The organism is Cellulophaga sp. BC115SP, assembly GCF_009905545.1.
Lineage (GTDB): Bacteria > Bacteroidota > Bacteroidia > Cytophagales > Spirosomataceae > Flectobacillus > Flectobacillus rivi.
The window spans coordinates 20,389-46,538 of the sequence record NZ_JAAALB010000014.1; the positions used below are offsets into that span (position 1 = coordinate 20,389).

General features: G+C 37.1%; 17 protein-coding genes. 8 read left to right on the forward strand and 9 right to left on the reverse strand.

Annotation, left to right across the window (positions count from 1 at the left end; translation table 11 throughout):
- Window positions 1-82 precede the first annotated feature (82 nt).
- The 4 genes from argB (at window position 83) to argH (ending at window position 4,964) form a co-directional block, all read left to right on the forward strand.
- Entirely contained in the window at window positions 83-865 is a 783-nt protein-coding gene (gene argB, locus GVN22_RS12445) for an acetylglutamate kinase (protein ID WP_166551354.1), read from the forward strand.
- A gap of 81 nt (window positions 866-946) precedes the next feature.
- Window positions 947-1,879: an ADP-ribosylglycohydrolase family protein gene (locus tag GVN22_RS12450; RefSeq protein WP_166551355.1), complete on the forward strand. Its 933-nt coding sequence runs from the start codon at window positions 947-949 to the stop codon at window positions 1,877-1,879.
- Between the two features lie 450 nt (window positions 1,880-2,329).
- Window positions 2,330-3,412 carry a M20 family metallo-hydrolase gene (locus tag GVN22_RS12455; RefSeq protein ID WP_166551356.1) on the forward strand — a complete coding sequence of 361 codons (1,083 nt, stop codon included), beginning with the start codon at window positions 2,330-2,332 and terminating at the stop codon, window positions 3,410-3,412.
- Window positions 3,413-3,626: 214 nt separating this feature from the next.
- Window positions 3,627-4,964, forward strand: a complete 1,338-nt coding sequence (gene argH, locus GVN22_RS12460; RefSeq protein WP_166551357.1) for an argininosuccinate lyase — start codon at window positions 3,627-3,629, stop codon at window positions 4,962-4,964.
- Between the two features lie 186 nt (window positions 4,965-5,150).
- On the opposite strand, the gene GVN22_RS12465 is transcribed toward argH, so the two are convergent.
- From GVN22_RS12465 to GVN22_RS12490, 6 genes are all read right to left on the reverse strand, one after another.
- On the reverse strand, window positions 5,151-7,610 hold the full coding sequence (locus GVN22_RS12465) for a YfhO family protein (RefSeq protein ID WP_166551358.1): 2,460 nt from the start codon (window positions 7,608-7,610) through the stop codon (window positions 5,151-5,153).
- 842 nt (window positions 7,611-8,452) lie between these two features.
- On the reverse strand, window positions 8,453-9,370 hold the full coding sequence (locus tag GVN22_RS12470; RefSeq protein ID WP_166551359.1) for a family 43 glycosylhydrolase: 918 nt from the start codon (window positions 9,368-9,370) through the stop codon (window positions 8,453-8,455).
- Window positions 9,371-9,525: 155 nt separating this feature from the next.
- A complete protein-coding gene (locus GVN22_RS12475; protein WP_166551360.1) occupies window positions 9,526-10,140 on the reverse strand; it encodes a hypothetical protein in 615 nt (204 codons plus the stop codon).
- Between the two features lie 5 nt (window positions 10,141-10,145).
- A complete protein-coding gene (locus GVN22_RS12480) occupies window positions 10,146-11,420 on the reverse strand; it encodes an AAA family ATPase (protein WP_166551361.1) in 1,275 nt (424 codons plus the stop codon).
- 265 nt (window positions 11,421-11,685) lie between these two features.
- Entirely contained in the window at window positions 11,686-13,587 is a 1,902-nt protein-coding gene (gene nagB / locus GVN22_RS12485; protein ID WP_166551362.1) for a glucosamine-6-phosphate deaminase, read from the reverse strand.
- Window positions 13,588-13,669: 82 nt separating this feature from the next.
- Window positions 13,670-13,876, reverse strand: coding sequence for a helix-turn-helix transcriptional regulator (locus GVN22_RS12490; RefSeq protein WP_095160250.1), 207 nt, complete (start codon window positions 13,874-13,876; stop codon window positions 13,670-13,672).
- A 538-nt stretch (window positions 13,877-14,414) separates the two neighbouring features.
- Here GVN22_RS12490 and GVN22_RS12495 point away from each other — a divergent pair.
- Window positions 14,415-16,793 carry a TonB-dependent receptor gene (locus tag GVN22_RS12495; protein WP_166551363.1) on the forward strand — a complete coding sequence of 793 codons (2,379 nt, stop codon included), beginning with the start codon at window positions 14,415-14,417 and terminating at the stop codon, window positions 16,791-16,793.
- A 223-nt stretch (window positions 16,794-17,016) separates the two neighbouring features.
- On the forward strand, window positions 17,017-17,946 hold the full coding sequence (locus GVN22_RS12500; protein WP_166551364.1) for a DUF4249 domain-containing protein: 930 nt from the start codon (window positions 17,017-17,019) through the stop codon (window positions 17,944-17,946).
- Window positions 17,947-18,040: 94 nt separating this feature from the next.
- On the opposite strand, the gene GVN22_RS12505 is transcribed toward GVN22_RS12500, so the two are convergent.
- The 3 genes from GVN22_RS12505 to GVN22_RS12515 all read right to left on the reverse strand — a co-directional run bounded on the left by GVN22_RS12505 (window position 18,041) and on the right by GVN22_RS12515 (window position 21,574).
- Complete coding sequence (locus GVN22_RS12505; protein WP_166551365.1) at window positions 18,041-19,378, reverse strand: DEAD/DEAH box helicase; 1,338 nt, start codon at window positions 19,376-19,378, stop codon at window positions 18,041-18,043.
- Window positions 19,379-19,775: 397 nt separating this feature from the next.
- Window positions 19,776-20,540 carry a LytTR family DNA-binding domain-containing protein gene (locus tag GVN22_RS12510; protein WP_166551366.1) on the reverse strand — a complete coding sequence of 255 codons (765 nt, stop codon included), beginning with the start codon at window positions 20,538-20,540 and terminating at the stop codon, window positions 19,776-19,778.
- Entirely contained in the window at window positions 20,537-21,574 is a 1,038-nt protein-coding gene (locus GVN22_RS12515; protein ID WP_166551367.1) for a sensor histidine kinase, read from the reverse strand. Before GVN22_RS12515 ends, GVN22_RS12510 begins: the two co-directional genes overlap by 4 nt.
- 355 nt (window positions 21,575-21,929) lie before the next feature.
- On the opposite strand from GVN22_RS12515, the gene GVN22_RS12520 reads away from it, so the two are divergent.
- Both GVN22_RS12520 and GVN22_RS12525 read left to right on the forward strand, forming a co-directional pair.
- On the forward strand, window positions 21,930-24,509 hold the full coding sequence (locus tag GVN22_RS12520) for a TonB-dependent receptor domain-containing protein (protein ID WP_166551368.1): 2,580 nt from the start codon (window positions 21,930-21,932) through the stop codon (window positions 24,507-24,509).
- A gap of 767 nt (window positions 24,510-25,276) precedes the next feature.
- Window positions 25,277-25,843 (forward strand): YceI family protein, encoded by a 567-nt coding sequence (locus tag GVN22_RS12525; protein WP_166551369.1) that lies wholly within the window; start codon window positions 25,277-25,279, stop codon window positions 25,841-25,843.
- Window positions 25,844-26,150: the final 307 nt, after the last annotated feature.

Here is a 26,150-nt window from a genome sequence, read left to right on the forward strand (position 1 = left end):
CTGTACATTTGTTGTTTAATAGCGCTAGCTCGTAAAAAAGGCGAAGGCAACGTTTCTGTTTAACCAAATCAAAATAATCTTTATGAAACTCACTGTTGTGAAAATTGGGGGTAATGTAATCGATAACCCAACATTATGTAGTCAATTTTTATCTGATTTCGCGCAAATCGCTGGTCCTAAAATTTTGGTTCATGGAGGTGGTAAAATCGCTACGCAAATTGCTGAAAAATTAGGTATCGAAACAGTAATGGTAGAAGGCCGTCGTATTACCGATCAATCTATGCTCAACGTCGTAACAATGGTGTATGGTGGTTTGGTAAACAAAAATCTCGTAGCACAACTACAAAAATTTGGCACTAATGCCATTGGTTTGACTGGTGCTGATGGAGGTGTTATTCTTTCTAAAAAACGCCCTGTAAAAGAAATCGATTACGGTTTTGTGGGTGACATCGAGCGTGTAGATGCAGGTCAAATTGCAGGAATGATTTCGCAAGGACTAACCCCTGTATTTGCCCCTTTGACTTATGACCTCGATGGCAATATGCTTAATACCAATGCCGACACACAAGCTCAGGCAGTAGCAACAGCCATGGCCAAAGAATTTGAAGTAAATTTGGTGTACTGTTTTGAGAAAAAAGGTGTACTTTCGAACCCAGACGACGACGATTCTGTAATTCCTCAATTACAACCAGAGGCCTATTCTTCCTACAAAGCTACTGGCGCTATCAACAAAGGAATGATTCCCAAATTAGATAATGCTTTCAAAGCACTAGCCGAAGGAGTTAAACAAGTAACTATCTGCCACGCCAAAGAAGTTCTTGCCGCTGTAACTGATGGTAATGCTGGGACAAAGCTAACAATATAAATTCTGGCAATATGCCATAGCACCTTGGTAATCAAAAAATTACACACTGATAGCTAAATACTATATTATCATTTTATTTCTATGAAAAGCAAAGGTCTACTTTTTGGTATTGCTATTGGCGACTCCCTTGGTGTTCCTGTCGAGTTTATGAGCCGTAAACACCTCAAGGCACATCCTGTAGAGGGGATGCGTGCCTACGGAACTCACCACCAGCCAGCAGGTACTTGGTCTGACGATACCTCTCTATCCTTTTGTTTAGCAGAACAACTAGTCGAAGGTTTTGACCTAGACGGTCTAGCCAAAAAGTTTTGCGACTGGTACGATAATGGCTATTGGACAGCACACGGAGCATTTTTTGATGTGGGTATCGCGACTCGTAATGCCATCGATAGATTACTAAAAGGTGTTTCGCCACTAAACTCTGGCGAATGCGATGAGTATTCGAATGGAAACGGCTCGTTGATGCGTACACTCCCGATTGTGTACTATACTCAAAATAAATCCATCGAGGAGCGTTGCAGTATTATCAAAATAGTGTCGGGTATTACCCACGGGCACACACGAACCTTAATTGGCTGTTTTTTTGCTACGGAGTATTTGCTCAACTTGATGAAAGGTAAAGAGAAACACGAAGCATATAGCATTACACAAAATACGGTACGAGATTATCTTTTATCGGTACAAGTAAAGCCAGCTGAATTAGAATTATATAGCAGACTTCTTTTCGACGATATTTCTAAAATTGATGAAAGCGAAGTTTTTTCTTCTGGTTATATCTTGCATACTTTGGAGGCCTCTCTTTGGGCTTTTTTGACAACTGATAATTTCAAATCAGCAGTATTAAAAGGTGTCAATTTAGGTGATGATACCGATACCATTGGAAGTGTGACAGGTGGAATTGCAGGCTTTTATTATGGCTATGAACAAATTCCAAGTGAGTGGATAGAACAACTCGCCCAAAAAGATAAGATTGAAGATTTAGCAAATCGATTTTCAGCGAAATTTGGACAATAAATACAACATTTTAACATAGTAAGTAATCGTGCAGAATAAGATTTAAGTTATTTGTTTAGGCACTAGGCAACAGGCACAAGGCAAAGAGTGTTAAGATGTTTTTTAATAACCACAGCCATGCTTTTTTCCAAAGCCCACCGCCGAAAGCCGTTACCTGACAGCGCAATGCCCAATCTTAAATTTTATTTTGCCCACTAACTTAAGTATAAGCCGTAGGCATTAGGCAAAAAGGTTTACTTATTTCGTGAGAAATACTTTTTGACTTTTAGCATAATACCTAGAGCTTAAAGCGTAATTATGCAATCTTACATAACAAGCAAATATTGACAGGCTTGTTAGCTCAAAAGTCGGCACATTTCTGAATTCTTTTGTTTGATGTTTGCTTAACAAAAGTGTTCATGATAATTTCGACCCAAAATTTTTATTTTTATCTCAAACGGGCTGATTCCAATGACCCTACAAGAACAATTGACCCAAGATGCTATTGGGTTGTTAAAACAATTGATTGCTACGCAATCATTTAGTCGTGAAGAGGATAAAACAGGCGATATTCTTGAAGAGTTTTTCAGAGAAAGAAATATTCCTTTTAGAAGAAAAATCAATAACCTGTGGGCTCGTAATCAGCATTTTAATCCCGAACTTCCTACCGTATTACTCAATTCCCATCATGATACTGTAAAGCCCAATCCCAAATGGACACTCGACCCTTTTGAACCTGTAGTTCAAGAAGGAAAATTATTTGGTTTGGGAAGCAACGATGCAGGTGGATGTTTGGTAAGTCTTTTAGCAACGTTTTGTTATTTCTATCATCGCAGCGACCTCAAATATAATGTCTTATTTGTGGCATCTGCCGAAGAAGAAATTTCGGGCGTAAATGGGTTGGAATTACTTCTTAAGGATAATGATTTGCCTGAAATAGATTTTGCTATCGTAGGCGAACCTACACAAATGCACTTGGCTATTGCCGAAAAAGGTTTGATGGTAGTAGATTGTATTACCCACGGGAAAGCTGGACATGCTGCTCGTGAAGAAGGCGATAATGCCATTTATAAAGCCATCAAAGATATTGAATGGATTAAAAACTATCAGTTTCCGAAAGTTTCGCCAGTACTTGGTCCTATCAAAATGTCAGTCACTGTCATCAATGCAGGTAAGCAGCATAATGTAGTGCCAGATAGCTGTACTTTTACCATTGACTGTCGTGTAACGGAGCAATATACTTTAGAGGAAATATTAGAAACCATTCGTCAAAATATTGAATCAGAGGCTATCCCTCGTTCTATTCGATTGAAGCCTTCGTCGATTCCAATGGAGCATCCAATTGTTCAAGCTGGGTTAGCATTAGGTCGTGAAACCTACGGTTCGCCAACTACTTCAGACCAAGCAGTTTTATCATGTCAATCACTAAAACTAGGTCCTGGACATTCTGAACGCTCACACACAGCCGATGAATTCATCTACCTTTCTGAAATAGAAGAAGGTATTGATTTGTACATCAAAATGTTGAAACAAACCATTGTAATGAGTGAATGAGTGAGTTGTGAATGAATGAATTGTGAATTAGACCAATGGGTTATTGTTTAGTCCAATGGAAGCCAAAATTGTATTAATACCAAAATTAGACATCTGAGCCTTCCTAATAAACTTTTCAATTTAAAAATCACTCCTTCACAATTTACAACTCACTCATTCACAATTCACTAAATCACTAATTCCCCATTCCAACACTTAAAACTCAAGATTCAAAATGAGTAAGCTTTGGCAAAAAGATAATACTTCTGTTAACGAGAAAATAGAAAAATTTACTGTAGGTCGCGACCCTGAGTTTGACCTATTATTAGCGGAGTTCGATGTATTAGGCTCCTTGGCACATACACGTATGCTCGAAAGCATTGGCTTACTCGAAGCTGATGAATTGGCTCAGGTACAATCTGAATTGAAAAATATTTATCAAGGTATCCAAAACGGTGAATTTGTTATCGAAGAGGGTATCGAGGATGTTCACTCGCAAGTAGAATTGATGCTTACTCGTCAATTGGGCGAAGCTGGAAAAAAAATCCACTCTGGTCGCTCACGTAACGACCAAGTTTTGGTGGATTTGAAGCTTTTCACCAGAGCACGTTTGCAAGAATTAGCCGAATCAACTTTCCGCTTATTTGACTTGTTGACTGAACTTAGTGAGCGTTTCAAAAGTGTTTTGTTACCAGGCTATACTCACTTGCAAATTGCGATGCCATCGTCGTTTGGTTTGTGGTTTGGGGCTTATGCCGAAGGTTTGGTTGACGACATGGAAATGTTGCAAACAGCCTATCAATTAGCCAACAAAAATCCACTTGGTTCGGGTGCTGGATATGGTTCTTCTTTTCCCCTGAATCGTACCATGACAACGCAGTTATTAGGTTTTAACCATTTGCATTACAACGTAGTATATGCTCAAATGTCAAGAGGAAAAACCGAGCTATTTGCGGTAACTGCTATTGCTCAAATTGCCTCAACTTTATCTCGTTTGGCAATGGATATCTGTTTGTACAATTCTCAGAACTTTGGCTTTATCAAACTTCCTGACGAAATGACAACAGGTAGCTCTATTATGCCTCATAAGAAAAACCCTGATGTAGCAGAATTGCTTCGTGGAAAAACCAATAGGCTAAAAGGATTACCAAATGATATTATGCTCGTAATGAGCAACTTGCCTTCTGGATACCACCGTGAGATGCAGATTTTGAAAGAAGTATTAATGCCTGCTTTCGACGAAATTTTGAGTTGCTTAGATATGACTCATTTTATGCTTTCAGGTATTCAGGTTAAAGAAGGTATCTTGGACGATTCAAAGTATGATTTATTGTTTTCAGTAGAAAGAGTCAACGAATTGGTATTACAAGGTGTACCTTTTAGAGAAGCTTACAAAATTATCGGAAACGAAATCAACTCAGGAGAATACCACCCAAATCGTAATTTACAACATTCACACGAAGGAAGTATTGGTAACCTCTGTACAGCAGAAATTACAGCAATGATGGAAGAAGTAAAACAGAAATTTGGCTTTGAAAAAGTAGAAAAAGCCATAGCTGATTTGCTTGCTTAAGTTATTTAGTGATTTGTGATTGAGTGATTATTTTAAAGAAGTTAATAGTTAACCGTATATCAGTTATTGGTATATACTACCAAAGTGAGTCAGAGATATATTATTAATTTAATACTTCCTTTTACTTACATTTCTATTGTTAATATACTTATTAAAATAATCACTCATTCGCTCAATCACAAATCACTAAATAAGTTTTCTTTGCTGTATCAAAAAGAAAACTATCCCTGCAATATATAGCAACAACGCCACTAGGGCAACTTTTGTACCCATACTCACATAAGGCGCTTCATATTGAAGTACTACCTGATGGTTTCCTGCTGACAATGGGATGCCTATAAAACCAAAGCTCACTTGTTCGATTCTCTGCTCTTTTCCATCTATCAAAGCTTTCCAACCAATATCAAACGGAATACTCCAATACAATAATTGTGGCGTTTGCAACTTGATGTTTCCTTCGATATGATTATCCGAAAATTTAGTCATTGTAAAAGGAGTAGCTTTTCTGGCAGCAATGGCATCGTTATATTCTACACCATTCAATGTGCTCGTCGTATCTGCTTGTTGGTAAAGTGACAAGCCTAATTCTTTTCCTTTTTCTTGACTCAAAACACAAGCGTGCAATAATACTTTTTGTCTAGCAAATGGCGAAAGTTGTTCAAATGTCTTCTCATCTGCAAATTGGTTATAAGTATATGCTAAAGGCAAAGCATTATTGTTTTTCAATATCTTCACCTCTCCCACCGTATCAATTGGGGTAAAACCCTGCGGACGCAAATCCATGGTTGGGTTTTTAATCAGGACATATTTTACAGCATTTACACTTTCTAGCAAGGTATTTCCTCCTAGACCATTTACCCATCTTGTGCTAAATTCATCCCCTTTTTTGACTAAGCCCATACCTAACAAAAAGCGGACATAATTAACTTGGTTGAACGAGGAATAACACGAAGTCCCATAGTAATCTTGTAGTTTGGCATCATTGAGCCCAGCAAAAATCGCAGGACTTGAGGCGTAATCCTTATCTATTCGATAAAAAGATGTGTCAGATTTTTTGAGGCGAGCTACCGCTTCATTGGTGGCATCTTCAAACAACGAACTTTTGTCCTTGTACTCCGAAACAGATGCTGCATTACGACGATTGAGTGCGGGATTATCCAAAAATAATATTTCTCCTATAACCAATACTAAAGCTCCGATTTGAGCAATATTTTTTAACGAAGAACGACTCAACAAATACAAAATACCCGCTTGCAAAATCACAAAAAAGCTCACCAAAGTACGCAAACGGCTATTGATATTTTCTTTAGGAATTTCATACGGCGCGTACAATGCAAAAAGTAAAACCACCAAAGTTGCACCCAATACCACAAGGTTGATTTCTGATTTTTGTACAATTTGGGAAATACCACGATATGCCAAAAACAATAAGAATATTACGATAAAAAAGCCTGCTGTGCGATAGTAATCACCCGAAAACAACCAGAAAGCATATCGAAAATAGGGAAAAGTCAGTATCAGAAAACAAGCGAAGGTGATAGCACCGTAAATAATTGTCTGTCGGCGATTGGCTAAGGCAAATACCTGCGGTGCAGCCACCAGCGTTAAGATGCCACAGTATAACACAGGTGCCTCCATATAGTTTTGCCATCCTCGATAATCAGAGCCTGTTCCTAAAAGGTCATTTGAGAAAAAGCGTAGGAAAGCCGAAGCTGTCTGTACACCATCCGACATATCGAATGGTGAAGCCGCCGAAAGAGTATCAAAGTAAGATACGCCTCCAGCCACACGTGGACTTTCGATAATTTGATAAATATTACTTGGTAAAATAAAACCAGCCAAAGCCAAGCCCAAAATACCGAATCCTATCAAACCGAGCAGTTGCCACAACAGTTGAGATACAGGCTTTGAAGCATCTTCAAAATGACGCACCAAAGCATATATCAAAATCAATACTCCGTACAAGTACAAATAAAAAGGCTGATGAATAGCAATCAGGGCGATACTCAACGGGAAAAAATACCATTTACTTTTCCCTATCCATTGTTCCAGAGCAAAAAGTAAGAACGCAGCTTGATATACTTCGGTAGGATATTTATTTAAATCCCACGTACTACAAACAATCAAATATCCACAAAAAGCATAGCTTAATGCCCCTATTATTGAGGCAAACTTATGTAAATGAAGGCTTTGTAAAAAGGCATAAAAGAACGTAGCTGCTAAAAATATCTCTATCACTACCACCAATACTAAACTACCAGCAATGTTTTCTTTTCCAAATAAAAACAAGACAGTAGTTGCAATTGGATCTAACCAAAATGGATTGATATTTTGCCCCATTCCTGCCTTAAATGACCAAGCGGGAATGCCCTCCGACTTGATATAATCGGCATAATGCATCAAGTTGGTGTAAATGATATTGATAGAATCGGCACCAAGGTCAAGAAAAAGGAAATACTTTTTGTGAAAAAGATAGTCTTTAAACAAGATAACCGAAATCAGAAGCACACAGCCCCATAATAAGCCAAACCCTTGCAAGTCAGAAATTTTATCAAAAATTGAAATGACTTCAGACCTAATTTTAGGGGCTTCTTTAGGCTCGGAGACGGGTTGAATTTTGGTTTTAGAAGTTTTAGATTTTGCCATCAGCGGATTGAAAATAAATGAGTTGGAATTGAAATATTGGTTACAGCATAGTGTGAAAAGTATTACTCATAAACCAGAAATACTTGCGCCAAATTTATGCCAAAGTAAGAATAATTGACCCTTTTTTCAGTATTTTGCGTTGTAGAGTTAGCTTGAGGCGAAATAGGAAGAGAATTAGAATTTAGTAAGTAAGAAATTAAATAGCCTCAAAATCGTTTTTATAGTACATCTTAAAAACAGATGTTTCAATCAATCTGTAAGCATTGTGCCCAAAGCATCCTAATACATCAAAGAAATTGCCCATACAAAAATGAATCAATCACCTCAAAATCCTAATAAATTTCAATCTTGGCTCAAGAAATTGGGCTTGGCAGGTTTTCTTTTTTTTCTCATCAAAGGGTTGCTTTGGTTGATTATTCCTTACTTGATAGCAAAGGGATTTTTTAAATAAGGTGCGTTATGTGCAATAGGCTTTAGGCCTTAAGCTGTATGCTAAAGAATGGGCTTTCGGTAAAAGCATATCTGTAGTTACTAAAAAACATGTTAAAACTCTTTGCCTTTTGCCTAGTGCCTAAAGCACAGAGTCAAATCATTTCTTACAAACTTGTCAATACGTTTTTACCTTATGCTTTCGGCTTGTAGGTACTAAAAATATACATATGATTCATCCCGAATGTCGGGATTAGGATGAGTCTCCCATTTTTATCAAAAAAGCGGTCGGAAAACAATTTCCGACCGCTTTTTTGATACTATTATGCTAAAGACGCAAAGCATTACGTCTCTACAATTAAACTAATCATGCAATTAGCGATGACTCATAGCCTAAGCCCTATCCTGTATTTTTATTTTTTCTCGTAAACCTCTACAGGTAAGATATTGCCTTCTGAATCAAATCTCATTGGCGAAATACAAGTTTCTCGGTTATACCCATTACCATTTGGAATGATAAAACGGTGATAAACAATGTACCATTCATCTTTGCCTGGTACTTGTACTACCGAGTGATGACCAGCGCCTTTTACCTCATCATGCCCTTTTAGAATTGGATTATTTTGAGCTTTCACAAATGGTCCCATTGGCGAATCCGAAACACCATAAGCTACCGAATAACGTGGATCACGGGTGTCGTATTCTGACCACATCAAGTAGTATTTTCCTTTTCGTTTAATCAAAAAAGAACCTTCATTATAACCTTCAGGCTTGTAAGAAACGATTGATGCTTCATTAATCGAAATCATATCTGGATTCAACTTGGCGATATAACATCTCCCCTGTCCAAAATAGATATAGGCTTGTCCATCGTCATCTACAAAGACCATTGGGTCAATAATCTGCGCTTGGTATTGTCCTTTTGTAATCAAAGGTTTGCCAAGTGCATCCTTGAAAGGTCCGGTTGGCTTGTCAGACACCGCTACACCGATGTTGGTATCTGCCGAAAAATAGAAGTAGTATTTATTGTTTTTGAAAGCAATTGCGGGTGCCCAAGCACGTTTTTGTGCCCAAGTAAGGTCTTTTTTGAAGTCAAGAATTGTTCCTTCTTTTTTCCATTTCTTCATATCTTTTGAAGACCATACCGTAAAATAGTCAGATGACCAGCCTTCAAATCCATCGGTAGTTGGATAGATATAATATTTGCCATTAAAAACAGCTACGTGCGGATCGGCAAAAGCGCCAGGTAAGACAGGTGAAGGAGCTTTTTGTTGAGCAAATATTGGACTCATGCCACAACAAGTCAACAAAGTAAATAGGATTTTTTTCATGGGGATAAAAATAGAATTGATAATTTCTGAAAATTGGTGAATAAACACGCTAAGAACAAGAGCTTTTTTAAATTCAGATATACTCAGATGATTCAAAAATAAAAGAAGTTATACAATTGAGTGTAGGCTACTATAACTAATAATCTTCCATTTTGCTATTCAAACATAAATCTATGAGTTTTATAGTTAAGTGGAAAATCAGATCTGTCCGCAAAACCTTCATACGACAAACGTCGACTTTCTTTCATAGCGGGATGATTAAAGTTCATTATTTGTAAGGTGGTTTCTGCTCGTTGTGCTTCTTCTTCAGGTAAACCCCATAATATTTTTATTTCATGAGTAGTAAAATCATAATAGAAGTAATGATAAAAATCGTATCCTTGTTCATCAGGTCGAAGAAGCTTTTCGTCATAATTTACTCCTTTTTCTTTTTGGCAGTGAGCACAAACAACGTATAAATTCTCCCATTTACAGACTTCTATAGGATACTTTGACTTTGGCTTAAAGTGGTCAATTGTATTATCAGCACTCATGAGAGGATAAGCGTCACAATAAGAACAGTGTGAGTCTGTTTGCTGAATCAAGGAAGACATCAGAAGTTGATTCAGTGGTTTTCTCTGATATTGAGGCCAAGTAAATTCGAATGATTTATTGATTGCTCTTCGTTCTGCATACCTTTCTCCATATACTTGCCACCTAGGCTTAGGAATAGCAGCAGAATAGTTTTCTAATAAAATTATAGGGCTATTTACTCTAAGAAATTTACGCATAAGTGTTAGAATACCTCTTTATTTAAAATTCGTTGAAGTTGATTGATTTCACTTCCTAATAAGTGTGAAAGCTCTGTGCTCTGACTCGCCAAGCTATTTGTTAAATCTCTAAATTCTTGGAGATTATAAGATTCCCCTTTTAAAATTCTATTTCGTATCTCTCTAAACTTTTGGAGGTCTTCTTCAACAGAAACACCATATTGTTGCTTTACATCAAAAACCTCATCCAGAATACGCCTAACACTTTTTGCATCCTCTGATAAAGTTGGTAACCCATCTAAAATTACAAAATTATCATTTCTTTTAAATTTATAAATCCATGCTCCATCCACTGATCCTACGACAAAAGGTGAATGTGTAGAAATGAATATTTGCGCATTTTTAAAAAGTTTTTGAATCACTGGTAATATTTTACGTTGCCAAGCTGGATGTAAATGAACTTCTATTTCGTCGAGCAATAAAATAAAGCTTCTATCAAAAATATCCAAATCATCAATCCATCGCATTTGGCTCATTCGCATAATCAAATCACCAACCCACGAGACAATACTTTTGACTCCATCTGGCAATGTATCTAATCCGATACGTTGCTCGTCCTGAACCATATTTAAATACATAGTTTCAGGATTTAGATAAAAGCTAAAGTTTTGACCTGTGATTTGAAATAATACCTCTTCTATGACTGATATGTATCGTCTGTACTCCAAAGATTTATCTATCTGATTGGTTGTTTTTAAAAGAGCCTCTTTTATCAAAATTGAACCTATCCAGTTTGAAAATTTTTCAGTATTAATAGATTTGTCAAAACTGGTTGAATCTTCCAATATTTGACTGTATGGAATATCTGCTCTTGAGTTTACTTCAATACTTTTTGAGGTTCTTCTATACCCAGAATAAGAAAAAATAGCAAATGAAAATTTTCCTCCCCTAGTAAGAACCTTGTTAAGACTTACTCCTACTTTATTTATCTCTCCTGATTTATTATAGTTTTTTTGAGTTATAACTAACTTGTAGTCTGTGTAATTACTTTTAATTTGAAATGAACTTTCGCTAAAATTGAGCTTTTCTATCAAAGATGGCCCATGTTTAAGTTTTGAAGTTCGGTAAGAACCCAACTCCGCTAGCATTTCCAATATCGTTGTTTTCCCTGTTCCATTCTCCCCAGTAAGAATATGTATCTCTGCTAATCCTGTATTTTTTTTCTCAGGAAAATCTATTTTTAAATTATTAAACACTCCAACTTGACTTATTTCTAAACTTTCTATTCTAAAGTTTTCCATAGATTCAATATATATTTTAGTCAACAATATAGCTAATAGTTCAAACTTGGACAAATATACCAATGTGTTAGGCTATTAGAAACAAAGTAGCCGTCAAACAAAGTTCGACGGCTAAATTCACAGGCACAAGGCCTGATAATCAAACACTATAATCAATTCCTTTTTCCAAATTCGGATGCATAGTAGAGTTATTTCTTTTTTGAAATGCTCTTTTTGCACCCTCAATAACTTATAAAGCTTGGCGCTGACGCCAAGCTTTTTTTAATTAGAATTTCCAACGTACGAAAGCTTCCATTGCTTCATATTCTGCTAGACCTAACTTGTTGTACAACTCTGCTGTACTCGCATTGCGGTCTTCAGCTCTTTGCCAGAATTCGCGTGAGTCTGTTCCTTGGAACGGTACACCATCTTTTTGTGATTGGTGTTTGAAGATACCATAACGCTTCTTCAATACTTGGTCTGGTGACATTGGAACCGCCATTTCGATTTGGTCGATGTCCCACTCTTGCCAAGCGCCTTTGTATAACCATACCCAACAGCTATTCATGTATTCACGGTGTTTCAAACGTGTTACAGCATCCATGATGGCATCCAAACATACTTTGTGAGTACCATGTGGATCGGCTAAGTCACCTGCTGCGTAAATCTGATGAGGTTTAACTTCTTCAATCAAATCCATTACGATTTGAACGTCAGCTTCACCGATTGGGTTTTTCTGCACTTTACCTGTTTCGTAGAATGGCATATCCAAGAAATGTACATTCTCTTTTGGAATACCCACGTAGCGACAAGTATTTTTAGCTTCTCCTCTACGAATCAACCCTTTGATGTAACGCACCTCCGAAGTATCCACTTCCGAATCTTTCTTGTTTTTCAAGAACTTCACTGCTTCACGATAGATACGATTTGCTTTTGGATTGTTTGCTTCAAATTTTTCGTTAAAGTCAACCACAAATTCTGCAAAACGAAGTGCTTCGTCATCTGCTACGGCAATGTTACCCGAAGTTTGGTACGCTACGTGTACATCGTGACCTTGGTCATGTAAACGTTGGAAGGTACCACCCATTGAGATAATATCGTCGTCGGGGTGTGGGGAGAAAATAATCACACGTTTCTTCGCTGGGTAAGCACGCTCAGGACGATTAGAGTCGTCGGCGTTTGGCTTACCACCTGGCCAACCTGTGATAGTATGTTGTAAATAGTTGAAAACTTCGATGTTAATATCATAAGCCTGACCATACAATGCTAACAAATCAGATAAACCGTTTTCGTTATAGTCTGAGTTTGTCAACTTCAATACAGGCTTGCCAACTTGTAAAGCCAAGTGAGTAACGGCTTTTTTCACCATTGGACGATCCCAAGTTACGGCATCTACCATCCATGGAGTACGAATGCGAGTCAATTGAGAAGCAGCCGAATTATCCAATACAAAAGCTGCATTGGTATGGTGCTGTAGGTAAGACGCTGGTACATCAGCAGATACTGAGCCTTCTACTGCACGAGCTACGTTTTCGGCTTTGTGCTCACCCCAAGCCAACAAAATTACGCGCTTCGCTTCCATAATTTTGTTGATACCCATGGTAATGGCTTTTTTTGATACTTTTGCCAAACCACCAAAATCACCAGTAGCATCGATACGTGTAGTAAGATCAAGAGTCATCAAACGAGTTTTTGAGTTTACCAATGACCCTGGCTCGTTGAAACCAATGTGACCGTTACGACCAATACCCAACAACTGAAAATCCAAACCACCATAGCGCTCAATTTGCTCTTCGTAGTCATGACAAAAATCAGCTACTTTTTCTAATGGCAATGTACCATCAGGTAAGTGCCAGTTGCCTGATGGAATATCCACATGGTCAAACAATTGCTCGCGCATGAAGCGTACATAACTTTGTACTGCATCAGGCTCCATAGGGTAGTATTCGTCAAGGTTGTAAGTAACTACATTTTGGAAGCTCAAACCCTCCTCTTTGTGCATACGAATTAGCTCTTTATACACTTTTTTAGGAGACGACCCAGTGGCCAAACCTAATACAGCAGGTTTGCCTTCACCAGCTTTTTGGCGAATGATAGAAGCAATTTCTAACGCTACTGAGCGAGAAGCTTCGTCTGAGTTTGCGTAAATTTTTGTAGGGATACGTTCGTAGCTGATGGCCTGTTCCATAGTTGTTTATGCTGCACGACTTGATGCCGTGGTTGGTTTTCGTACTTAAATATTTTTATATGAAAATTGGGAATAGTTCTTCTTAATCTTTTTTGCTTACTACAATTAGCTCCAGTCCTAATACACCAAGTACCTTATCGAGGGTCTTAAGCGATGGGTTGGCTTTGCCAAGTTCAATTGAATGAATTGTCTTGATAGCAACATCGCTCTTATCGCTCAGCACTTCTTGACTGTAGGAAAGTTCATTGCGTCTTTCTCTGATTATGTGGCCTAATTGTTCGAAGTTCATATTACTTGATAATATATTACTTATTTCATGACAAATATAGAAACAAAATATTAAATAAAAAATTTTAATAAGTAACATATTTCCGAATCATTAAAATTTTTAAAATATTTTTCATAAAAACCTCAAATATCTCTGTAAAAGACCCTTTACCCCTTATTTAATCAGTAATATTTTTCTAGTGATTTTAAAAAAATACGATTTTTAGGTACTCTTATGTTGAACCTATTATTTCAAAAAATAAATATCAGTAATATTTTACCTGTTAAATTATTTCAATGTTATGTTTTCGGAAAATAAATTTATAAATACAGTTTCCGTAGGGGCATATTGTTTTAAGCTTGTCAAAATATAGAAGGGTTGAAAATTGTTATTGAAAAAAAATCGAAAACAGAAAACAAAATTACTTTTTGGTAGTTATTCAATAACAATAAATACATTTTAGTATAATAAATCGCACTTTCATTGAATTGGATATAAAAACTTTCACCAGTTTTTTACTTCACTTTCTTTACACAATCAATCACTTAATTACTTATCCATGAATGCATTTTTAAGAAACATTTGGGTAGTCCTATTATTATTTCCTCTCTGCCTACAGGCACAAAATCAAAAATTAACTGTCAGCGGCTATATCAAGGACACTAAAAATGGAGAAGGTCTTATTGGCGCCTCTGTTTTTGTAAAAGAACTTATGACGGGTACAACCACCAATACGTATGGTTTTTACTCACTCACAGTGCCAAAAGGAAACTACACTTTAGTGGTAAGCTCGGTAGGATACCGTAAAAGTATCCGTGAAATTAAACTCACTGAACAAAGCTTAAGCCTTAATCTTGAACTGCAAGAGGATGGTCAAGAACTAGAGGAAGTTGTCGTTAAAGCAAAAAGAGAGGACGATAATGTGAAATCGATGGAAATGTCGGTTAACAAAGTTGAAATGAAAACCATCAAAAAAATTCCTGCACTTTTAGGTGAAGTGGACTTGGTGCGTGCGATTCAGTTTTTGCCAGGCGTTACAACCGTCGGCGAAGGCGCTTCTGGCTTCAACGTACGTGGAGGTGGTGTCGATCAAAACTTAATTTTATTAGATGATGCGCCAGTTTATAACTCATCACACTTATTTGGTTTCTTTTCAGTATTTAATCCTGACGCTGTCAAAGACGTAAAACTCATCAAAGGGGGTGTGCCAGCTCAATATGGTGGTCGTGCATCTTCGATTCTGGATGTAAAAATGAAGGAAGGGAATGCCAAAAAATTGGAAATTAATGGTGGTATAGGTGTTATTTTCAGTCGATTGTCTATTGAAGCCCCAATTGTCAAAGACAAAGCTTCATTTATTGTAGCGGCTCGTCGTTCTTATATCGATATTTTAGCCAAACCTTTCCTTACAGGAAACAATGCTGGTTCGAGTTTCAACTTTTATGACTTAACGGCTAAGGTTAACTATAATATAGACAATAAAAATACGGTTTTCCTTTCAGGCTATTTTGGACGTGATGTTTTCGGACAAGATTTTGGTTTTAACTGGGGTAACAGTACGCTTTCTGGTCGATGGAACCATGTATTTAGCGATAAGTTATTCTTGAACACAACGGCTTTTTACAGTAACTATGACTATTCTTTAGATTCTGATTTGAAGAATAAGCGTCCCAATAATGCTTTTAAATGGTCTTCTAATATCACCAATTTAAGTATTAAACCAGATTTTACTTATTATATTTCTCCCAATAATACCCTTACTTTTGGTGGACAGGTATTAACGTATAATTTCAAGCCTGGGTCGGCAACGGCTACCTCGCAGGGAGAGGCTCGCTCATTTGGTCAAGAGCGTAAAGGTGGCGTTGAGTCTTCGATATATGTAGGTGACGAATGGAAAATCTCACCAAAATTATCTGTTCAATATGGCTTGCGTTTTTCAAGATATGATTTTTCAAGTCAAGAAGATTTTTACTACGAAAGAAAATATGTGGGTGTGAGTGCTGATTTCCCTTCAGGATATGACTTGACATATATCCCCAATACAAAAGGAAAAACAATCCAGACTTACCAAAATCTAGAGCCACGTTTCTCTATGAACTACAACACGGGTGACAACAGCTCAATCAAGGCTAGTTATAACCGTTTGGCACAATATGTCCACCTCATGTCAAACACGGCGGCCTCTACGCCTTTGGACGTATGGACGTCGAGCACGAATAACATCAAACCACAAATTGCAGACCAAGTAGCTTTGGGCTATTTCCAAAACTTTGGAGATAATATGTATGAAGCCTCTGCAGAGGTGTTTTTCAAAGAAATGCAAAACCAAATTGATTATGCCGACCGCGCCAATTTATTTTTGAATCCTTCATTCGAAAAGGATTTGTTGTTTGGTAAAGGGCGTGCTTATGGACTTGAGCTATTTGTCAAGAAAAATCGTGGGAAGTTGACAGGTTGGATTAGCTATACGCTACAACGTTCGGAGAAAAAAATAGATGCCCTTAACAATGGAAACTGGTACTTCAGCCGTTATGACCGTACTCATACATTGAATATGTTGGCTCAGTACGAAATTAACAAAAAATGGTCATTCGGAGCAAACTTCGCCTATATCACTGGGGTACCATACACTTTACCCGAACAGCAGTTTGTGGTAGAGGGGCAAGTATATCCATATATTCCAGCAGGCACACGTGGTAATTTCAGAGTTCCTGCATACCACCGATTAGACGTTTCGGCTACCAAGAAAAACAAAAAAGCTTTATTTGGTAAAGGTGAATCAGAGTGGGTATTCTCGGTTTACAATCTATATAATCGTCGTAATCCATTCTCGATTTATACCCGTCCAAACGAAACAAACCCTGCTCAAACAGAAGCAGTTCAGTTGTCTATTATCGGTTCTTTTGTTCCAGCTGTAACTTATAACTTTAAGTTTTAATCATAAAATTACCTTTAATCCAAATTGGAGAAGGTAATAAGTTAGTGGGCAAAATTGCAATAATTTTACCCGCAATAGGCATTGAGCTATATGTCATAAGCAGAAAGTATAAATGTATTTCTAATAGTATTATGAATACAATTTTTGCCTAATGCGTATTAATGCCATTTTATTTTAGATTAATACTTAATGATATTTAAAGAATTTAACTTGTACTTAAATCATGAAAAAATATATTTTAAATACTTTGATTGTACTTGGTACTTTGAGCCTCACAAGCTGTGAAGATGTCATTGATTTACAAGGCATTACCAATGCTCCGTCGATGTTAGTGGTGGACGGAAATGTAACCGATGTATCTACTAATCAAGTTATTACGCTTACGCAATCTCAAGATTATTTTAACAATGCTACTGTCAAGCCTGTCTTGGGAGCCGCGGTTACTGTAACAGATAGCGATGGGAAGATTTTTACCTTCAAAGATCTCAAAGGAGATGGCAAGTATGTTTGGACGCCAACTACTTCAGAGCCTAAAATTGGTCAGGTTGGCAAAACCTACACGCTTAAAATCACAGCAAATGGTGAAACCTACCAGGCAGTTTCAGCACTCAAAAGAGTGCCTAAAATCGATTCGATTGCCTATCAATTTGACGAAGCTCGATTAAACCAAAGAGACGACGACAAAGGATATCCCAAGGAAGGATATGACGCACAATTTTATGCACGTGACTTTACAGGTATTGGCGACTGTTACAGAATTATAGCTTATAAAAATGGAAAGATGCTAGAAATGAGCAATACTGTAGCTATCGCTTATGATGCAGCAATCCAAAAAAGTAGTGGTGCTGCTGATGGATTAATCTTTAGCTTACCTGTACGCTCTACGATTTCGCCACAACTCTACTTAGCAGGCGACACAATTAAAGTTGAGCTTCGTTCGATTACTGAAGGGCATTTTGACTTTTGGACACAGGCTAGACTTGAAGTCAACAACGGCGGTCTATTTGCAAGACCTTCTGCCAATATTCCAACCAATGTCAACAATGTAAACAGCAGCTCAAACAAAAAGGCTGTAGGTTGGTTTGGTACATCAGCGGTAAGTTTTTCACAAACCGTTGTAGATCCGAAAAAAGCTCAGATAGGGTTGAGATAAAATATTAAGTGAACAGTAACAAAGGTAGAGAGGCACAAAGTGATTAAAACAAATCACTTTGTGCCTCTCTGCCTTTGTTACTTTGAACCTATCTTTAAGCAAACTTCTGCTCAGATTCAATACCGTATTTGTATTTTTTACCTTTCAATTTTTCGTTTTGAATAGCATTGATGAGTGATTTTACGACACTCTTCTTTACAGCGACAAAAGCCATAAAATCTTTGAGTTCAATCACTCCAATATCTTCTTTCTGTAAATTTCCTTTTTTAGCCAAAAAGCCTAACACATCTCCTTTACTCAATTTATCCTTTTTACCACCATTGATATATAGGGTAGTAAATTCAGAAAACGCAGGCGGAGTAGTATTTTCAGGAAAAATAAATTCTTCTATTTTTTGGTTCAAATACTCCGGTTGGTGCTCATTTCTGTGCAAAAGTAAATATGCAAACCCTTCAGCATTCATACGGGCGGTACGTCCGTTACGATGCACAAAATCTTCGTTTTTGAGTGGTAAATGATAATGAATTACGTGTTTTACAAAAGGAATATCCAAGCCACGAGCTGCCAAATCAGAGGCTACTAAAAACTTCACACTTCCATTTCTGAAACGAATCAGCGCTTTTTCTCTATCTAATTGGTCCATTCCTCCATGAAAATAAGCGTTTTCGATACCCATTTGCCAAAGCAAATCGGAAGTTCGCATCGTTGTCTCACGATGATTACAGAAAATAATACTCGGCTCAGCGCCCAAATGACAAATCAATTCGAACAGACGATCTATTTTATCTTTTGATTCAGAAATAACTTTGTATAGTTTCAAATCTGGCTTTTCATCTTCTTCTCTAGTAAAGTTCAGCACCCAAGGTTGCGTAATTTTAGTAAACTCAGGAATCTTAATTTTAGCAGTAGCCGATACCAATACCTTTGTTTTGAGTTTACGCAAATGCCCATAAATAAACTCCATTTGGTCATGAAAACCCAAGCTCAAAGATTTATCAAATTCATCTAAAACCAATGTCTGAATACCAGATAAATCAAAAGTTTTGCGGGTAATATGGTCGGCAATACGCCCAGGCGTACCAATCAGTACAGCAGGTGGCTCGCTCAAGTTCTGAATTTCGACAGCCATGTTATGACCTCCATAACAGATATTGACTTTGAAACCTGTACTCATTTTGCGCCATACTTGCTCGATTTGTAAGGCAAGCTCACGCGAAGGCGCCAAAATCAAACATTGTACTCGTTTTTCCTCTGGTTTTAATTTGGTAAAAATGGGTAATAAAAAGGCAAGCGTTTTACCCGAACCCGTAGGTGCAAGTAACAGGGTATCAGGGCGATTCTGAATACTACGGAAAGAGTCCTCTTGGATTTGATTAAGCTGTTCAATTTCTAAATTGTTTAACAGCGATTGAATTTTATCATCTAATTGCATAATACAAAAGTACAAGCAAATGAGGAGATGTGACTGGATAGACCTGAAAATATATTGGAAGGAAGCAGTAACATCAGGTAATTTTCAGGTTGGAGAATAAAAAAGATTTGAAAATTGTCACAGTACATGACTCATCTTCAAATCCTCTAAGAGCATGTTTACATTCTATAAGTCCTTAAAAATAAATAAGTTTATATTTATTTTTCTGAAATCCTATTGTTTGAGCCGTAGGCGAGGTGGGTCGCCACTCCGATTAGGATTTCTTGACTTTCTTTTGCGGCCGCCGCTGCGGTTACTTTTCTTGTGTCAAGACAAGAAAAGTAAGGTGTGGCGAAGGGAAATTTCGTTTTTCAGATGAGAACCAAATAAAATTTTCAAACATACTCTAATTCAACCATTACATTTCCCCTAACTGATTTTTGTCGATAAACTCTTTAAAAGCACGACGATAGGTATCACTAATAGGTAAATACGTTTGCCCTATTAGGACTTTTTCTTTGTGAATAGCATCGATGGCATCCAACGACACGATATAGGAATTATGGATTCGAATAAATTTTTGTTCGGGTAGTTGTTCCTCCAAAGTTTTCAAACGTTGTAAGGTAACCACTTTTTGGGTTTTGGTAAAAATGGTCACGTAATCCTTCAAGCCTTCTACATAAAGGATGTCATTAAGTCTGATTTTGACCAATTTTGTACCATCTTTTACAAAAATATACGCTGGGCTATAATCCATGATAGGTACTTTTTCATGAATGATTCGCTCGACAGTCGTAGGTATTTGAGTATTCGTATGCTCATTGCTACCTAATCGCTGACTAGCTTTTTCGACAGCTTTCAAAAAACGCTCGAAAGTAATAGGCTTGAGTAGATAGTCCATCACGTCGAGCTCATATCCTTCTAGTGCATATTCGGAATAGGCGGTTGTCAGAATTACCAACGGTTTTTTTTGTAGAATTTTGAGCAAAGTAATCCCTGTAATTTCGGGCATTTGCACATCCAAAAATAGCACATCTACTGTATTTTCTCTCAAAAACTCAATCGCATCCAAGGGATTTGAACAGGCTTTTAACAAGCTTAAATAGGGCACTTTTTTTACGTATTCTGTCAAAAGATTGCGTGCCAATGGCTCATCTTCAACAATCATGCAGGTGATATTCATGCCAAATTGAGGGTTAAATGTACACGGTAATGAGTTGGGGTATCCTCAATGATCAGTTCATGTTGATTGGGGTAGCTTAGCTCCAAACGACGTCTTACATTTTGTAAACCTATCCCTGATTTTTCTTCGTTATTGGTATTTTTCGGAATTTTAGGGTTTTCTACGATATAACTACAACTTTGACGATTCATTTCAAGCACTGCATATACAAACGAATCCGACACATTATTGCTTACGCCATGCTTAAAGGCATTTTCGAGAAACGTAATCAAAATCAGTGGCACAATCATAATGCCCGTTGTTTCACCTTTCACCTCCAACCGAATCGGTATGTCGTTATTTAAGCGAAGTTCCTCCAAACTAATATAGTTTTGCATATACTCGATTTCTTTTGACAAAGACACCTTCGGATGATTGGAGTCATAAATCATATATCGCATCATTTGCGAAAGTTTGGCAATTACTTCGGTTGTATTTGGGGAATTAGTAAAAGCAAGATAATACAGATTATTAAGAGTATTGAACAAAAAGTGAGGGTTAATCTGTGCTTTTAAAAAACGAAGTTCTGCCATAAGACCTTCATTTTCAACCTCTTTCTTTTTTGCCTCTAACTCAAACCAATCTTCTACAAATTTTAACATACTGATAAATGCCACAATAAACAAGGTAGAAAGAGACGAGCTTACCCAAAATCTATCAGTGTATAAAAACCATGCTTCGTGCGAGTATCCATCAACGATCCATCGCTTGCCATGAACCAGTATTTCGACACTCACAAATAGAGGAAGTATAATACTGAGCAAATAAGACGATAAATCTTTGCTAGCCAAAAATTTAGGTAACAACACAAAATAGTTGAAATACGCAATCACAGCAATACAAACCGCCTGAAAGCCTGCATCTAAAAATGCTCTTAACAAATCAGGTTCTTGTCCGTGCTTAGGATAAGTAAACTGATAATAAAAAAAGGAAAAATACACGCACCAAAATGCGATGTGTATATATAGTATTCGTTGTTTTTTCTGTGGATTCATTATATTAAAATATAGTTTTGGTACTAAGTCAATACACTTGACAGATAAAGGCAAAAAAGAACTCATTTCTAACACTTCTTCTCAATACTTGTTTTGCCTTTATTTTCAAATCTCGACAGAAAGTTAAAAGATTCGGTATATAATCTCCTTAAACAAGCCCTTTTATTCTACCATTTGACTTTTGCGACAGACAATCCCCCTTATTTTCTCCATCATTCGGCAAAATCGATGAATCCACCTAGTTGTCGAGTCGATTGAGGGAAAGGTATAATACAAAAAATTAGTCCGATTTTTTGTATTTGTTTTGCTTCATCAAAAAACACAAAGGCACGTAAGATTTTTAATCTCTCAAAATATGAAATCATTATTCACTTTCCTAGCGTTTGTCATCACCATCCAAATGGCACAAGCGCAATTTCCAGGACCAGGCTCCGATGGACAAGGTCGCCAACGTACTGCTACCGAAACTAATGCTGTGGCAAATCCAGCGCCAAAAGGCAATGCCAAAATCACAGGTTATGTGATTGACTCGGCGGCAACACAAGCTGTAGCGTTTGCGAACATTGCTCTTTTTAATAAAGCTACTAATAAAATTATTGATGGCGCAGTGGCCGACGAAAAAGGTAAGTTTACCATGAAAGGCTTGGCTGCTGGCGATTATAAAATTCAAATTTCATTTGTTGGTTTTATCAATAAAACCATTGATGACATCAAAATCAAAAAAGGTGATGACCTTGATTTGGGCGTAATCAAGTTGACCCCTCAAATGAAAATGCTTCAGGAAGTAACCGTAACAGGTCAAAAAGCACTCATCGAAGAAAAAGTGGACCGCTTAGTTTTTAATGCTGAAAAAGATTTAACCTCAAAAGGTGGCGATGCTTCGGACGTATTGAAAAAAGTACCCATGCTTACCGTGGATTTGGACGGTAACGTATCGTTGAGAGGTAGCTCAAATATCAGAGTTTTGATTAACAACAAACCTTCGACAATTATGGCGAGTAGTGTGGCTGATGCCTTGAAGCAAATCCCTGCCGACATGATTAAAACTGTTGAAGTAATTACATCGCCATCTGCCAAATATGATGCTGAGGGCTCGGGAGGTATTATCAATATCATTACCAAGAAAACAACATTAGAAGGTCTAACACTCAATGTTGACTCTGGTGTGGGTAACCGCTCGTCCAACTTAGGCTTGAATGGCAACTACCGCAAAGGAAAATTAGGCGTGAGTTTAAGTGGTTTTGGTCGTGCGTTTTATAATCCCTCTTCTGGTTCATTAACGCAATCTACTTTGCAAGGTGGCTCTACTATTACGACAAAACAAAGCACTGATGCACAAGACAATGGTTTGTTTGGACAATATACCTTAGGTCTTGATTATGATTTAGCAAAAAATCAATCTTTATCAGCAAGTGCTCGTTTTGGGGTTAGAAACTTCAAACGTGACCAAACACAAGCAACTTCTATTTTTGCAGATGACGCCTTAACAAGTACTGCATTGAGAGGTATTAATTCTCAAGATTTGTCAAATTCGGTTGACTTAAACATTGACTATCTGCATACCTTCAAGCCACAGCAAGAATGGTCTATTTCGACGCAGTATAGCCAAAACAATTTGACCAACAACTTTACGTCGGATTTGTTGGGAACAGGCAATGATATTCTTTCTCGTCAGAAAAACATCAACTTGAATACCAATAAAGAGTTTACAGTACAGACAGACTACACTACTCCACTGAGGAAGAATCAATTACTAGAGTTCGGCGTTAAAGGAATTTTCAGACAAGTAAACAGTAATTATGAGTATTTAGCTGCCACTGGTAACTCTTCTATATATTACAACGATGCGACTCGTCCAGCAGGTTTGTTGAACTATCAGCAAAATGTCGCAGCAGGTTATTTGTCTTATACCTATACGACAGACAACAAATATACCTTCAAAATAGGTAGCCGTTACGAGTACACAAGCATTACCGCAAATGATGCTAACAGCACCATTTCAATACCTGACTATAGCAATTTAGTACCAAGTATCAATGTTTCAAAAACCTTTGCTGGTACTACGTTAAAAGCCGCTTACAATCGTCGTATTCAGCGCCCAGGGTTACAACAACTAAACCCAAACTTTAATGCAGCCAACCCGCAAGATATTAGAATTGGTAACCCCAACCTAAGTCCTGAATTGACTGACAACTTTGAATTAGGAGCAAGTACCAACATTAATAAGACGTATATCAATGCCTCATTGTTTGCTCGTCAAACTAATAATTCGATTTCGCAAATCAGAGTATTATCAGATACATTGTCGGGAGCTTTAATTACCACGTATCAGAATATTGGTAAACAACAAAACTATGGTGCCAATGTATTTGCCAATATTTTTATCACACCAAAGTGGAGTTTAAATGGCGGTGTTGACTTATTACATACCTACCTCGAAGGTCAGGCGCAGAGCTTAAGCGGAACCTCTTATACAACTAGCAATTCAGGATTTGTTGTAAGTGGACGTATCATGACATCGTTATCGTTGACAAACGGATGGGGCATTCAAGGATTTGGATTTTTCCGTGGACCACAGATACAACTTCAAGGTTCGCAGAGTGGATTTAGAATGTACTCATTGGGTATCAAAAAAGATTTACCAAATCAGAAGGGAAGTATTGGGATTGCAGCCGAAAATTTCATGACGAATGGCTTTGTTATAGCGACGAATTTGAATTCTGAAACTTTTAAACAAACAAGTGAAAATAAAATATATAACTCAAGCGTTAAGTTAACGTTTAGTTATAAAATTGGCAAAATGAGCTTTTCTAGCCCTAAAAAAACCAAGTCGGTTAGTAACGATGACGTAAAAGGCGACGGAGGTGGCGATAATAGCGGTGGCGGACAGGCGGCTCCTGCAAGTGGTGGAAATAGTGGAAATCGCCCAAGATAATTTTGAGTATAATTCGGTAGTATTATTCTTTATTAGTAAATTTGCAACCGATTTAATTCCAACTTTGTTCTTTAGAAACGAATTAATTAAAAGTGAAAGCATTTTGGACTATTTTCAGATTCTTTCATCTTTGAGCAAATCAACTTCGCTTGTATTCTTGAAGCCAATTCTTCAAGCAACGATATAACCCTTGGAAAGACAAACTACGAGTTTTCTGATCCTCTTATCTAGGGCACACAATCTATATAATTGTGTTTTTTGGATAATAATCTAGAAAGGCTCGTCCTATTCGAGACGAGCCTTTTCTTTCACATATCATTTTCATCGACCAAACGATTGAAGTACTTTTAGTTAATAACGTTTGATTACAAGACTTCAAATAACATAAAATACCTCCTCTACCCCCCATTAATCCTATTCAGTTTCACTCTCAAGATTCATTTATAAATTCATTAATCACACTTACCGTCAGATTTGTAACTCCTTTTCTTTTAAGCATTTGATCTTTCAAAATTTTTCTAAAATAGTATAGTATTCGATATTCACAATACGCTATAATCTATTAAGCCTATTTGTCAAGTATGAGAAAAATATCGCTGTATATACCTTTATTTTAGGCTTATAGCTAAATTTTAGAAACACTTAAATTTAATTTTTTAAGTTGGACACAATTAAGCAGATTCCCTCTTGCGAGCTGTTTAATTATCTTTTTCAAGTACGAATTATTTTCTTTTTATACTTTTTTAACCCCAAAAACTTTTATTACCATGAAAAAAATCACTATCCTCTCTTTTCTTTTAGTAGCTTCATTAAGCACATTTGCTCAAAAATGGTCAGTAGATAAAGCACATGCTAAAATTGGCTTTAGTGTTGTACACATGATGCTTTCGGATGTAGATGGTTCATTCAAAAAATTTGATGCTTCTATCGCGTCTTCAAAAGATGATTTTTCTGATGCTACCTTTGAATTTACAATCGACGCAAATACAATAAGTACAGATAACGATATGAGAGATGGACACCTTAAAGGCGATGGTTTCTTTGATGTAGCCAACTTTCCAAGTATCACATTCAAAAGTAATTCAGTACAAAAATCAGGGGCAAAAACCTTGAAAGTAACTGGCGACTTGACTATGCACGGCGTAACAAAACCTGTAACTTTTGATGTAACATTGAATGGCCTTGGCGAAAACCGTCAGAAGAAAAAATTAGCTGGTTTCAAAGTAGTAGGTACTATCAAACGTTCTGACTTTGGTGTTGGTGGCAAAACTCCTTCAGCAGTAGTTAGCGACGAAATCGAATTGAAAGCAAACGGCGAATTTGTTCAAAACTAATTGAGATAGATTTTCTAGAAATACCCACTGCGTTAGTGTTTAAGTCCAAAACACTAGCGCAGTTTTTTTATGTAGTAAAAACTTCATACTTGAGGACTTCCTCAGAAAACCCTCCTCCATTCATCATACAATACGACGTTTTGACACAATCTATCGTATCCAAAAAGCAATAAACGCCCAGAATCTTGTATATTTGAGCAAAGCGCCCTTAGCTAATACTTTCTGAGTTCATACAACATGCACATACAAATTCCGTTGTAGGAACAAATTGAGCCTTTGTTCGCTTCAAGAACTTTAATTTTTTATT